The following is a 12,249-nucleotide window of genomic DNA, read 5'->3' on the forward strand; positions in this document are numbered from 1 at the left end:
TCACCGCATGTATCGCCGATTTACGATATGATTTGGTGGTTCGTGACTAAGGGAAACCGCTATGAAGCAAATCCGCCTGTTGGCTCAGTACTACGTTGATTTGATGGTAAAACTAGGGCTTGTCCGTTTTTCACTGCTGCTGGCCTCGGTATTGGTACTGCTGGCGATGGTGGTGCAGATGGCTGTTACGCTATTGCTCAGCGGCGCAGTGGAAAGTATCGATGTTGTTCGTTCCGTCTTTTTCGGGCTGCTGATTACGCCCTGGGCGGTGTACTTCCTTTCTGTCGTTGTCGAGCAACTGGAAGAGTCCCGTCAGCGATTATCAAAGCTGGTCGCTAAGCTCGAAGAGATGCGGCACCGGGATTTGGAATTGAATGCGCAGCTTCAGGGCAACATTGTCCAGCTCAATCAGGAAATCGCCGATCGTATTAAGGCGGAAGAGGCTCGTCTGCTGGTCGTGAGCCGCCTGAAAGATGAAATGGCGCGCCGTGAACAGGCGCAGATTGAGCTGGAACAGCAGTCGGCGCTATTACGTTCCTTTCTGGATGCGTCTCCCGATCTGGTTTATTACCGCAATGAAGACAAAGAGTTTTCCGGCTGCAATCGCGCAATGGAACTGTTGGTCGGAAAAAGTCAGAAGCAGCTGATCGGCCTGACGCCGCGGGACGTTTATTCCCCTGATATTGCGGAAAAAGTGATGGAAACGGACGAAAAGGTGTTCCGCCATAACGTTTCTCTGACGTATGAACAATGGCTGGTCTACCCCGATGGCCGTAAGGCCTGCTTTGAACTGCGCAAAGTGCCATTTTACGATCGGATGGGAAAACGGCACGGATTGATGGGCTTTGGACGCGATATAACGGAGCGTAAACGCTATCAGGACGCATTGGAAAACGCCAGTAGGGAGAAGACGACATTTATCTCAACGATCAGTCACGAGCTTCGTACGCCGCTTAATGGCATTGTCGGGTTAAGTCGTATCCTGCTGGACACGCAGCTCGAGCCGGAACAGCAGCGGTATTTGAAAACGATTCACGTCAGCGCCATCACGTTGGGCAACATCTTTAACGATGTCATTGAAATGGACAAACAGGAGCGCCGGAAGGTGCAACTGGATAATCAGCCGATAGATTTCACCGGTTTTCTGGTCGATCTGGAGAATTTGGGCGGGCTGCTTGCCCAGCCTAAAGGATTAAAGCTGATTATGGATCTGCATCAGCCGCTGCCCCAGAAAATTATTACCGATGGGACGCGCCTGCGGCAGATTTTGTGGAACCTGCTCAGTAACGCGGTGAAATTTACGCCGCAGGGAAAAATTGTCGTGCGGGTGTGGCATGAGCAAGGCAATCGCCTGCGTTTTGACGTTGAAGATTCCGGGATGGGTATCCCGGCGGATGAACTGGAAAAAATCTTTGCCATGTACTATCAGGTAAAAGATCAACACGGCGGCAAACCGGCGACCGGTACGGGGATTGGCTTATCCGTCTCCAAACGTCTGGCTCAAAACATGGGCGGCGATATTCAGGTTACCAGTACGCAGGGTAAAGGTTCCTGTTTTACGCTGACCGTGACGGCGCCAAGCGTCGACGAGAACATCGGAAAGGCGGACGCGGATGATGATATGCCATTACCGGCACTGCATGTCCTGTTGGTTGAAGACATTGAATTAAACGTCGTGGTGGCTCGTTCGGTACTGGAAAAACTGGGTAACAGCGTGGAAGTGGCGATGACCGGGAATGAAGCGCTGGAAATGTTTGATCCTGATGAGTTTGATTTAGTGCTGCTGGATATTCAACTGCCGGATATGACCGGGCTGGACGTTGCCCGTCAGATACGCCAGCGCTACGCCAACCGTAGCCTGCCCCCGCTGGTGGCGTTAACTGCCAACGTACTGAAAGATAAAAAAGAGTATCTGGATGCGGGCATGGATGACGTGCTGAGTAAACCGCTGTCTGTCCCCGCGTTAACTGCGATAATCAAGCAATATTGGGATTATCAGGCGACACATGTCGATGAGTCTGTCGCGGAGAAAGGTGGCGAAATGGTGAATGAGGAACTGTTGGATATTGCGATGCTGGAACAATATCTGGATCTGGTTGGACCCAAATTAATCCATCAAAGTCTGGATATGTTTGAACAGATGATGCCGGGCTATCTGGCGATTCTTGATTCCAATATGACGGCGCGCGACCAGCAAGGCATTACCGAGGAAGGGCACAAGATTAAAGGGGCTGCGGGTTCTGTTGGGCTTCGTCACCTGCAACAGGTTGCGCAGCAGATTCAGACGCCAACATTGCCAGCATGGTGGGATAACGTGCAGGAATGGATTGATGAGCTTAAACACGACTGGCGTCACGATGTTCAGGTTCTGCGGGATTGGGTCGCCGAAGCTGAAAGAAACGCCGGGAGCGTTTCTTAACGCCGCTTTGCGGCGGCCCGAAGGGTGGCGGGCAGGATAGCCCGCCATAAAAAACACCGGGAGTAACCGCTGGTATTGTGTGCTGTAAGGTATAGGCAGGGAACGACAAGGATGTGTGACGGGGGATAAAAAAAATGACCCCGACCGAAGCCGGGGTGCGCGAATTATGCGCCAACACCAGGGAAATCATGCACCTGCATTTAGATATCAGAGGTCGTGAACTCGCAAGTGCGGATACTGCTGCTTTCGCTAAAGCGTATAGTCTCAACTAAAGTGCATCTTCATCAAGCAACAAAATAGCAAATGTGGAAATCTTTGTTACAAGAATCATTAAAATGTGTGATGTAGATTAGTGTTTGCCAATTAAAAAATCAATTAGTTGATGTAATGAAATGAGGGAAAGATGATGAAACGAGTCGGTATCGTCCTGAGCGGATGTGGTGTTTTTGATGGTTCGGAGATTCATGAAACGGTACTGACGTTGCTTGCATTGGATCGTGCTGGCGCACAAGCCGTTTGCTTTGCGCCAGATAAGCCGCAGTTTAATGTGATTAATCACCTGACGGGTGACGTAACCAATGAGAATCGCAACGTTTTAATCGAATCGGCCCGAATTGTCAGAGGGAAAATTCAGCCACTTTCAACGGCTGATGCGCAGCAACTCGATGCATTGATCGTCCCTGGCGGATTCGGTGCCGCTAAAAATTTAAGCGACTTTGCCACTCAGGGATCGGCCTGTCAGGTTGATGAATTTTTGAAATTACTCACCCAGGAAATTTATAAGCAAAATAAACCAATTGGCTTTATTTGCATCGCTCCGGCATTGTTGCCGACGTTGTTGGGAGAACCCATTCGGGTAACCATTGGCAACGATATTGATACAGCGGAAGCGATTGAAGAAATGGGGGGAATTCACGTGGTCTGCCCGGTGGATGACATCGTGGTTGATGCCGAGCACAAGATTGTCACGACACCGGCTTACATGCTGGCTAACTCGATCGGTGAAGCGGCGCTGGGAATTGATAAACTGGTATCACGCGTACTGGATTTAATTGAATGATATTCAGGCGACGCGGCAAGGGATTACTGGTGTGTCTGCGGCGTCTGATCGTTCGTGGCCTTCTGGCGGTCCTGGGACTATGGCTGGCTGGCATTTTGCTGTTTTCGTTCCTGCCTGTTCCGTTTTCGGCCGTCATGGTCGATCGTCAGCTCAGCGCGTGGTTAAGCGGCGACTTTGGCTATGTTGCGCACTCGGATTGGGTTTCAATGGATGAGATAGCGCCGGCGATGGCGCTGGCTGTTATCGCTGCGGAAGATCAGAAGTTTCCGCAGCACTGGGGGTTCGATCTGGATGCGATTAACTCGGCGTTAAAGCACAACGAGCGGAATACACAGCGGATCCGCGGGGCATCAACGCTCTCTCAACAGACGGTAAAAAATCTGTTCCTGTGGGATGGCCGCAGTTGGCTGCGCAAAGGTCTTGAAGCCGGGATCACCGCAGGAGTGGAGCTGGTCTGGACCAAACGGCGGATTTTAACGGTTTATCTGAATATCGCCGAATTCGGCCCCGGCCTCTTTGGCGTGGAAGCGGCGGCTAACCATTATTTCAACAAGTCGGCCAATCGGTTAACGGCAAGTGAGGCGGCGTTGCTGGCGGCAGTATTGCCAAACCCGATCCGTTTTCGGGTGAATGCGCCTTCCGGCTATGTGATTCAACGTCAGCAATGGATTTTACGCCAGATGCGCCAGATTGGTGGCGAAGCGTTTTTGCGTGCCAATGATTTGCTGGAATAGATGGGGTCGGACTGCGCGATAAAAAATCGCCTGCCATAAAGAAAACACCCTGTCAGCGTACCGCTCACAGGGTGGGGCGACCATCATAACCATCGCTTCAACCGCTGACGGTGACATCAGCGGTTGAAGCGTTACGAGCGGCGAAGGCTATTGCAGGTAGGTAAAGGCAGTGGTGACGTGTTTCACGCCGCTGACTTTACTGGCGATTTCCGCCGCCGATGCGCCTTCACGTTGGGTCACAAGACCTAACAGGAAGACTTCACCGTTTTCGGTGGTGACTTTCACGTTGGAAGATTTGACTGTGTCGCTCGCCAGGATCTGTGAGCGGACTTTAGTGGTAATCCAAGTATCCATTGAGGCGGTTCCGAGTGAAACCGGGCTACCCTGACGGATTTCATTATAGACTTCGGCCGCGCCTTCCACGCCGAGGGCAATCTGTTTAGCTCGGTTGGCGAGTTCTGTGTTTGGGGCTTGCCCCGTCAGCAGCACTTTCCCTTGATAAGCGGTAGCAACAATTCGGGCGTCTTTTTTCAACTGCTCATCTTTGCTGATTGCATTGGCTACGCGAACTTCCAGCGTACCATCGTCGACCTGCGTCCCCACCGTGCGGGGGTCGGTGGCGCTTTTGGTGGCAACCGCCGCGCTTCCGACAACTACCGCGCCGACACAGCCTTGTAGCAGCAGGGCGATAGACAGCACGGCAAATGCAGAACTTATCCTCATGTAGTGCTCCTTAATCGTTCTGGTGTGGAAAAAGGGTGTTATCAATCAAATCGCACAGGCAGTTAACGGTCAGCATGTGCATTTCCTGGATACGGGCGCTGCGATGGGAAGGGATGCGTATTTCCACATCCTGTGGGCCGAGCAGTCCGGCCAGTTCACCGCCATCGTAACCGGTGAGCGCGACGATGGTCATATCTCGGGTAACCGCCGCTTCCACCGCTTTGACTATGTCACGGCTATTTCCACGAGTCGAGATCGCCAGTAACACATCGCCAGCCTGTCCCAGCGCCCGGACTTGTTTGGCGTAGACCTCCTCCTGTAGCCGATCGTTGGCTATCGCAGTTAAGACCACATTATCGGCATTAAGTGCAATGGCCGGTAAACTGGGGCGTTCGGTTTCAAAGCGATTGATCATACTGGCGGCAAAATGCTGCGAGTTGGCTGCCGATGTTCCGTTACCGCAGCACAGAATTTTGTTGCCATTCAGCAGGCACTGCACTAATGCGACGGCGCCGCGGGAGATGGCGTCGGGCAAGGCCTCTGCCGCCGCTATCTGTGTTTGAATACTCTCGGTAAAACAAACTTTTATTCTATCCAGCACGTTGAATTAACCTACTTTAATTAAAGTCCATGAAGCGCATCTCATCCCTGCGCATTGAAAGCGTTAGGAAGCCAGATAAACTGGTCGCCCGTAATGGCCAGCACATCGAAACGGCAATCTACCGTATCAAAGCTGGCTCCACGTTGAGCCAGCCAGACCGCGGCGGCATGCAGCAGCCGCTGCTGTTTGCGGTAGGTGACACTGGCTGCTGCGCCACCGAAGTCGGCATTTCGTCGATATCGTACTTCCACAAACACCCAGGTTTGCTGGTCGCGCATCACTAAATCGAGCTCGCCACCGCGCAACGCGACATTGGCTGCTACGAAGATCAGGCCGGCGCGCTCAAGATAATGCCGGGCTTGTCGCTCATAGCGGGCTCCTGTCACTCGCTGGTTCAGGAGGCTGGAACCAGTTGTCCCTGACGATATTGCAGCCAGGTCAGTTGCCGATTGATCGTACAATCCTGGGTGGAACTCAGTATACCGGTGGCGCCGGCAATCTGGTGTCCCGGGATCTGGCGCATTTCACCAAAATGGTTGGCGAGGGTCCAGGCATCCATTCCCATGGCATAGAGGCGAACCAATGAGTAGTCGTTTTTAAACTGACTGCTTACCTGCTGCATGAGCGCGGGATTGGCGCCGGTCAGCAACGGGATATCGCTGAACTGCAATCCTTCCATTTCGAAACGGAAATCAGGGCCGCTGCCTGCCTGGAAGCTGCGTGAACTGGCATATAGCGCGGGCCGTGAACGCGATGTGGTACGCATGTCGATCATCGGTTTGAGCAGGGACAGCTCATCCGGCGTGGCGATGATATATACCGCATCGATATTGCCGCTGACCGAGGTACTCACCGTTGGCTGTACCTGCGCGGGAATGGTCAGACCCGCGACGGTAATGCCCGGTTGAGTCTGTGCGGGCGCGATATTGACTGGCTGGCCGCTCAGGCTGAGTCCGGCGCCGCTATTGATGGCTTGTTTTAACTCAAACGCACTACCAAAGCGTTGCTGCAACAGACCGCCACCGCCTTGTTGATCCCATGCCTGGGCAAATGCGCTCACGACACGATCGCCCAGATTGTTGCGCGGCACCAGCAACAATGGCTGTTGCTTGCCTTGCTGATGGATAAATTTCGCGGCATCTCGCGCTTCATCTTCTGGCGACAATGCGAAATAACAGATATTAGGCGTGTCCTGCACATGCTCTGGTTGGTTAAGCGCTAAAATGTTGAGCGGAGATTGATCGCCAGAGAGCTGTTCCACTTCGTTTTTTAGTAACGGCCCAACGACGAGCGAGGCGCCGTCCTGCTGCGCCTGCGCCAGTACATTTGCCAACGGCTGCGAGGATGTGTCATAGACCCTCACTGGCAGCGAACTGACCGCCTGCTGGTCAATCGGGTCGGGGCTGGTCGCCGGGACAATCTGTTCGCTGTATTCAGGTTGTGATGGCGTGGTCTGGTTATCCGCAAGTGCGGCATTGGGATCAACCGCTTCACCCTGAGTATCCGTGGATGGCAGGGAGGCAGGCATCGTGGCCGCCATCATCGCCTGGCCGCTTCTTGCGGCATTGAACCCCTGCTGGATGGCGTTGGCAAATACCTGAGCCTGACCGTTCAACGGCAACAGCAAGGCGATGCTGTTAATGGCGGTCTGCTGGAAATTCAGCAAGTTATTCAGTTGTGTCGGCAGTGTTTTCGCCGCCGGATGATGAGGATAGCGGGTCTGCCAATCCAGTATCGCCGGTTTTAGCTGATCGGGAGACGGACGGTTATTCTGATAGGTATTCAGCAAATCCACCCAGCCCGCCAGCGTGTTTTCATTCGCATTGATCAGCAATGACCCCGACTCTTGCGGGCTCATTTGTGCCAGCGTTTGCCAGGTTTGATCAAGATTTGACTGGCGCTCTTCGCCTTGCAGCAGCGGCTCCTGGGCGATATAGGCGCGCAGCAGCGTAATAGAAGGCCGCCCCTGATTGGCGTTAATCTGGACCTGATAGTAGCGGCGCTTTTGCTGTTCGCCTAGCGTGTTGACATCCAACTGGCCCAGCGCCGCATTCGCGGCGTCCACGTTATGCTGCGCGGCAGACAGTTCAGCACTGAGTAATTGTTGCTCCTGCTTCTGTGTATCGCTTAATTTTTCAGGCAATGCACTAAACTGCTGGCTTGCCTGCGGCACCTTGCCTTCCTGTATCAAAGAACGAATCGCAAGTAATTGCCAGTCAGCCTTGTTATTATCGCTGCTTTGCTGCATCTGTTGCAGATAATAATCAGATGAAGCATCGGCCTTGCCCTGAACTTCGGGGGGCGGGCTTTGCGGCGCCTGACTTGGACAGCCTGCAAGAAACAGCGCCGCTAACAAAACAGGGATAACACGCCCTGCCTGGGTACGGACGAAATGAAAGGGAAGCATACTGTATCCAGTGATTTTTTTTAAAGATGCTCAATATTAAATCGGCAACCCGGATGAAACAATGAATCAAAACCAACAAGCAGACATTTCTGCATCCACCCTCTACATTGTCCCTACGCCGATCGGCAATTTGGGCGATATCACTCAGCGTGCTTTGGCCGTGCTACAGCGTGTTGATTTGATTGCCGCTGAGGATACCCGTCATACCGGCCTGCTGTTACAACATTTTGCAATTAATGCGCGACTGTTCGCATTACACGATCACAATGAACAGCAGAAAGCAGACACGCTGCTGGCGAAATTGCAGTCTGGACAAAGTATTGCGCTGGTTTCCGATGCGGGTACGCCACTGATTAACGATCCCGGTTATCATCTGGTAAGGCGCTGCCGCGAAGCCGGTATCCGCGTCGTGCCTTTGCCGGGAGCCTGTGCGGCCATTACCGCGCTGTCGGCTGCCGGACTGCCCTCCGATCGTTTTTGCTATGAAGGTTTTCTGCCCGCCAAAACCAAGGCGCGAAAGGACGCGTTGCGCGAACGGATGGAAGAGCCGCGGACGCTGATTTTCTATGAATCAACCCATCGATTGCTTGATAGTCTACAGGACATGGTTGAGGTCATGGGACCGCAGCGTTATGTCGTACTGGCACGGGAAATCACCAAAACCTGGGAGTCGATTCAAGGCGCGCCAGTGGGAGAACTGCTGGCCTGGGTGAAGGAAGATGAAAATCGCCGTAAGGGCGAGATGGTGTTGATCGTGGAAGGCCACCAGGCGGATGAGGACGCGTTGCCGACCGCGGCGTTGCATACGCTGTCGCTGTTGCGAGCGGAACTGCCGCTGAAAAAGGCCGCCGCGCTGGCGGCGGAAATCCATGGCGTGAAGAAAAACGCGCTTTATCGCTATGCGCTGGAACAAGACGGCGATAGTGGTGAATCTGAGGATGACAAGTAGGACATTTTGTCCTATTATCCGCGCCGGAGTTGACCAGACAGTCGCCGCTTCACTGCCGTCCCTCTCGGGGGAGACAGGTGGAGGGGAGGAAAGTCCGGGCTCCATAGGGCAGGGTGCCAGGTAACGCCTGGGAGGCGCAAGCCTACGACTAGTGCAACAGAGAGCAAACCGCCGATGGCCCGCTTAAGCGGGCACAGGTAAGGGTGAAAGGGTGCGGTAAGAGCGCACCGCACGGCTGGCAACAGTGCGTGGCAGGGTAAACTCCACCCGGAGCAAGGCCAAATAGGGGTTCACATGGTACGGCCCGTACTGAACCCGGGTAGGCTGCTTGAGCCAGTGAGCGATTGCTGGCCTAGATGAATGACTGTCCACGACAGAACCCGGCTTAACGGTCAACTCCAATTCTTTTATAAAACCCGCTTCGGCGGGTTTTTTTTGTTTTGTGCGAACAGGCAAAAAGATAAATGACTGTCCACGCCCCTTCAAATTTATTGAATCTCTCCATCATAGTTATCCGGCTTTTTCAACGGCACAAAGGGCGTAAAGTAGTACCCATAACGTGCTACGGCACACCGCCGACCTTTTTCTGAGGATATTCTGATGAGCAATACTGCCCGGATGCCCGCACTGTTCCTCGGCCATGGTAGCCCGATGAATGTGTTGGAGAACAACCCTTATACCCAGGCGTGGCAAGCTCTGGGCGAATCATTGCCGCGGCCAAAAGCGATTGTTGCCGTTTCAGCCCATTGGTACACTCGCGGCACTGCCGTGACGGCCATGGAAAAACCGAGAACCATCCATGACTTTGGCGGCTTCCCGCAGGCACTGTTTGATACGCAATATCCCGCGCCTGGTTCGCCTGAACTGGCTGCGAGGATCCAGCAGGCGCTGGCGCCGTATCCCGTCGTAGCCGATCAGAGCCAATGGGGATTGGATCATGGCGCCTGGGGCGTGTTGATAAAGATGTACCCATATGCGGATATCCCGGTGGTACAACTCAGCGTAGACGGTACTCAGCCCGCGGCATACCACTATGAATTGGGCCGCAAATTGGCTGTGTTACGTGATGAAGGCATCATGATTGTCGCCAGTGGCAACGTCGTGCATAACCTGCGCATGGCTAAATGGGATGGCGAGGCGGACGCTTATCCGTGGGCGACATCCTTTAATCAGTTCGTTCGGGATAACCTGACCTATCAGGGCGATAACCATCCGCTGATAGACTTTATGCAGCATGAAGGGGCCGCGTTATCTAACCCGACACCGGATCACTATCTGCCATTGCTGTATGTTCTGGGCAGTTGGGATGGCAAAGAGGCCATCAGCATCCCGATCGACGGCATTGAAATGGGTTCGCTGAGTATGTTGTCGGTACAGGTGGGATAATATTCTTATGCGGGAAGAGGCGCGGTTTTAACCGCGCCTCTTTTTTACGGAATCAATCCAGGATGATATGCGGATAGAAACGTGACAGATCCTGCGTGATCAGTTGACGATCTTCGCGCATGCCGATACCGCAAGGCTGATCGTTGACCAGCCAGCTGCCGATCAGCGTATAGCTGTCCCCGAATTTCGGCAGCGGATGATATTGCTGAATGATTTTGCCTTCTTCACCGTAAGGCCCCCCCGCTGAAGCAATTTCTTTACCGTTTTCCACGATTTGAATATTGGCGCCTTCACGCGAAAATAACGGCTTGATGACGTAATTTTCCAGCGCGGGGTGATCATCTTCGGCAAAATAGGCGGGAAGCAGATTAGGGTGATTGGGGAACATTTCCCACAGCATCGGCAGCAGTGCTTTATTGGAGATAATGCTCTTCCAGGCGGGCTCCAACCAGCGGACTCCGGCATCCTCAAGCTTGGTGGAGAACATTTCACGCAGCATGAATTCCCATGGATACAGCTTGAACAGGTTGCTGATAACCTGATTTTCCAGATCGGTAAACTGGCCTTTCTCACCAAGCCCGATCTCTTCCATGTACAGAAATTCGCTTGGTAAACCGGCTTCCAGCGCGCAATCCTGGAGATATTGCACCGTACCGCGATCTTCCTCGGTATCCTGACAGCAGGCAAAATGCACCAGCCCAAAGCCATGATTCAGCTTCAGATCTTCAAAACGCTCGATCAGCCTTTCCTGAATACTGTTGTACTGATCGGCGATTTGCGGCAACTGCCCTGACTTGATCTGATCTTCCAGCCACAGCCACTGGAAAAACGCCGATTCGTACAGTGACGTCGGGGTATCGGCGTTATTCTCCAGCAGCTTGGCCGGCGTTTGACCGTCATAAGCCAGATCGAGACGCGAATAAAGCGACGGTTGATTGGTTCGCCATGAGGTTCTGACAAAATCCCAGGTATGTTTGGGAATGCGAAACTTCGTCAGTAGCTGTTCGCTGTCGACGACCTTATCCACCACTTGCAGACACATCTGGTGCAGTTCTGCCGTTGTGTCTTCAAGATCTTCGATTTGGGCCAGAGTAAACTGGTAGTAAGCCTCTTCACTCCAGTAGGGCTCGCCATACATGGTATGAAAACGGAAACCGAACTCGGTCGCTTTTTCACGCCAGTCAGGACGTTCTTGAATATCTATCCGCTTCATCAAATACGTCCTCAGCCACCCATGCTACGGGAAGGGCTGGAACTTGAACTGCTGCTGCGCTGCATGGTGGTCTGCTTGGCGACGGTTTCACCGAAGCCGCCACGAGTAATGGTTGATGTGGTTGCCGGTTTAGGCGCCAGCGCGGTTTTCGGTACGTTGATGGTACGGCCAGTAGTGGCATTGCCGTAGTTCTTGCCGGTAGCATCGACGAATTTGCCGTTTGCCGGACTGGTCGGCGATTTTGAGGTAAACAGCGGCTGCTGTGCATAGCCCGCGCCACTCATCATGCGGCCCATCATATAACCGGCCATCAGCGGCATCCAGAAGCTGCCACTCTGTTGGGATTCCGCAGCCATACCCGCCTGAGCAGGCGCCGGCGCCGGTGTACACTGTGCTTCGCCAAACTCTGCTACGCAGTCTTCGCGGGTAGCATATTTGGGCGCCGTTTTCTCTGCTTCTTTCAGCGCATTATTGTATGCCGTGGTGCATTGCTCGCTCATAGATGGGTTGGCGGCGGAGCAGTCGTCAGCATTCTGATACAGAGAAACCGTTTCATCAGCCTGTTCGCAACTCGCCAAAACAAATACCGCACTGACCGCTAACGCGATGGGCGCCATGCGGTACGTTCTCCATCCCTTACGGAAAGTTTCCTGATTAATATCTTTTGTACGTTTCATCGTGTTAATCCCAGAGAAAAGGCATCATGCCGAATAACCAACTAGGGGGGCTAAGAATAGGGGAAGGTTGATGTAATTTA

The 12,249-nt window shown here is 53.3% G+C and carries 11 protein-coding genes and 1 other RNA gene; 6 read left to right on the forward strand and 6 right to left on the reverse strand.

The window, feature by feature from the left end; all coding sequences use genetic code 11:
• The first annotated feature begins 61 nt into the window (after window positions 1-61).
• From arcB to mtgA, 3 genes are all read left to right on the forward strand, one after another.
• Window positions 62-2,419 (forward strand): aerobic respiration two-component sensor histidine kinase ArcB, encoded by a 2,358-nt coding sequence (gene arcB, locus B4923_RS07785; protein WP_109053789.1) that lies wholly within the window; start codon window positions 62-64, stop codon window positions 2,417-2,419.
• 406 nt (window positions 2,420-2,825) lie between these two features.
• Window positions 2,826-3,479 carry an isoprenoid biosynthesis glyoxalase ElbB gene (elbB, locus tag B4923_RS07790; protein WP_109053990.1) on the forward strand — a complete coding sequence of 218 codons (654 nt, stop codon included), beginning with the start codon at window positions 2,826-2,828 and terminating at the stop codon, window positions 3,477-3,479.
• Window positions 3,476-4,213, forward strand: a complete 738-nt coding sequence (mtgA, locus tag B4923_RS07795) for a monofunctional biosynthetic peptidoglycan transglycosylase (protein WP_109053790.1) — start codon at window positions 3,476-3,478, stop codon at window positions 4,211-4,213. The genes elbB and mtgA overlap by 4 nt, the downstream gene beginning before the upstream one ends.
• Before the next feature lie 147 nt (window positions 4,214-4,360).
• Here mtgA and dolP read toward each other — a convergent pair whose 3' ends face one another.
• From dolP to B4923_RS07815, 4 genes are read right to left on the reverse strand one after another with little or no spacing between them, the layout of a single operon-like run.
• Window positions 4,361-4,936, reverse strand: a complete 576-nt coding sequence (dolP, locus tag B4923_RS07800) for a division/outer membrane stress-associated lipid-binding lipoprotein (RefSeq protein WP_109053791.1) — start codon at window positions 4,934-4,936, stop codon at window positions 4,361-4,363.
• 10 nt (window positions 4,937-4,946) lie between these two features.
• Window positions 4,947-5,537 carry a DnaA initiator-associating protein DiaA gene (gene diaA / locus B4923_RS07805; RefSeq protein ID WP_109053792.1) on the reverse strand — a complete coding sequence of 197 codons (591 nt, stop codon included), beginning with the start codon at window positions 5,535-5,537 and terminating at the stop codon, window positions 4,947-4,949.
• A 41-nt stretch (window positions 5,538-5,578) separates the two neighbouring features.
• Window positions 5,579-5,935, reverse strand: coding sequence for a YraN family protein (locus B4923_RS07810; protein ID WP_211313932.1), 357 nt, complete (start codon window positions 5,933-5,935; stop codon window positions 5,579-5,581).
• Window positions 5,932-7,944: a penicillin-binding protein activator gene (locus B4923_RS07815; protein WP_109053793.1), complete on the reverse strand. Its 2,013-nt coding sequence runs from the start codon at window positions 7,942-7,944 to the stop codon at window positions 5,932-5,934. The genes B4923_RS07810 and B4923_RS07815 overlap by 4 nt, the downstream gene beginning before the upstream one ends.
• A gap of 61 nt (window positions 7,945-8,005) precedes the next feature.
• Here B4923_RS07815 and rsmI point away from each other — a divergent pair, with 61 nt between their 5' ends.
• The 3 genes from rsmI to ygiD all read left to right on the forward strand — a co-directional run bounded on the left by rsmI (window position 8,006) and on the right by ygiD (window position 10,279).
• Complete coding sequence (rsmI, locus tag B4923_RS07820; protein ID WP_109053794.1) at window positions 8,006-8,893, forward strand: 16S rRNA (cytidine(1402)-2'-O)-methyltransferase; 888 nt, start codon at window positions 8,006-8,008, stop codon at window positions 8,891-8,893.
• 25 nt (window positions 8,894-8,918) lie between these two features.
• Window positions 8,919-9,297, forward strand: an RNA gene (gene rnpB, locus B4923_RS07825) — RNase P RNA component class A.
• Between the two features lie 196 nt (window positions 9,298-9,493).
• Complete coding sequence (gene ygiD / locus B4923_RS07830) at window positions 9,494-10,279, forward strand: 4,5-DOPA-extradiol-dioxygenase (RefSeq protein WP_109053795.1); 786 nt, start codon at window positions 9,494-9,496, stop codon at window positions 10,277-10,279.
• A 52-nt stretch (window positions 10,280-10,331) separates the two neighbouring features.
• On the opposite strand, the gene B4923_RS07835 is transcribed toward ygiD, so the two are convergent.
• Together B4923_RS07835 and B4923_RS07840 are read right to left on the reverse strand one after the other, a co-directional pair.
• A complete protein-coding gene (locus B4923_RS07835) occupies window positions 10,332-11,492 on the reverse strand; it encodes a glutathionylspermidine synthase family protein (RefSeq protein WP_109053796.1) in 1,161 nt (386 codons plus the stop codon).
• An 11-nt stretch (window positions 11,493-11,503) separates the two neighbouring features.
• On the reverse strand, window positions 11,504-12,169 hold the full coding sequence (locus tag B4923_RS07840) for a DUF1190 family protein (protein ID WP_109053797.1): 666 nt from the start codon (window positions 12,167-12,169) through the stop codon (window positions 11,504-11,506).
• Window positions 12,170-12,249 lie beyond the last annotated feature (80 nt).

It is taken from the genome of Brenneria roseae subsp. americana (assembly GCF_003115815.1).
Lineage (GTDB): Bacteria > Pseudomonadota > Gammaproteobacteria > Enterobacterales > Enterobacteriaceae > Brenneria > Brenneria roseae.

Bases quoted from the DNA above. Each gene is read 5' to 3' on its own strand.
- arcB (WP_109053789.1), top strand. From the start codon at position 62: ATGAAGCAAATCCGCCTGTTGGCTCAGTACTACGTTGATTTGATGGTA.
- elbB (WP_109053990.1), top strand. From the start codon at position 2,826: ATGAAACGAGTCGGTATCGTCCTGAGCGGATGTGGTGTTTTTGATGGT.
- mtgA (WP_109053790.1), top strand. From the start codon at position 3,476: ATGATATTCAGGCGACGCGGCAAGGGATTACTGGTGTGTCTGCGGCGT.
- dolP (WP_109053791.1), bottom strand. From the start codon at position 4,936: ATGAGGATAAGTTCTGCATTTGCCGTGCTGTCTATCGCCCTGCTGCTA.
- B4923_RS07815 (WP_109053793.1), bottom strand. From the start codon at position 7,944: ATGCTTCCCTTTCATTTCGTCCGTACCCAGGCAGGGCGTGTTATCCCT.
- rsmI (WP_109053794.1), top strand. From the start codon at position 8,006: ATGAATCAAAACCAACAAGCAGACATTTCTGCATCCACCCTCTACATT.
- ygiD (WP_109053795.1), top strand. From the start codon at position 9,494: ATGAGCAATACTGCCCGGATGCCCGCACTGTTCCTCGGCCATGGTAGC.
- B4923_RS07835 (WP_109053796.1), bottom strand. From the start codon at position 11,492: ATGAAGCGGATAGATATTCAAGAACGTCCTGACTGGCGTGAAAAAGCG.
- B4923_RS07840 (WP_109053797.1), bottom strand. From the start codon at position 12,169: ATGAAACGTACAAAAGATATTAATCAGGAAACTTTCCGTAAGGGATGG.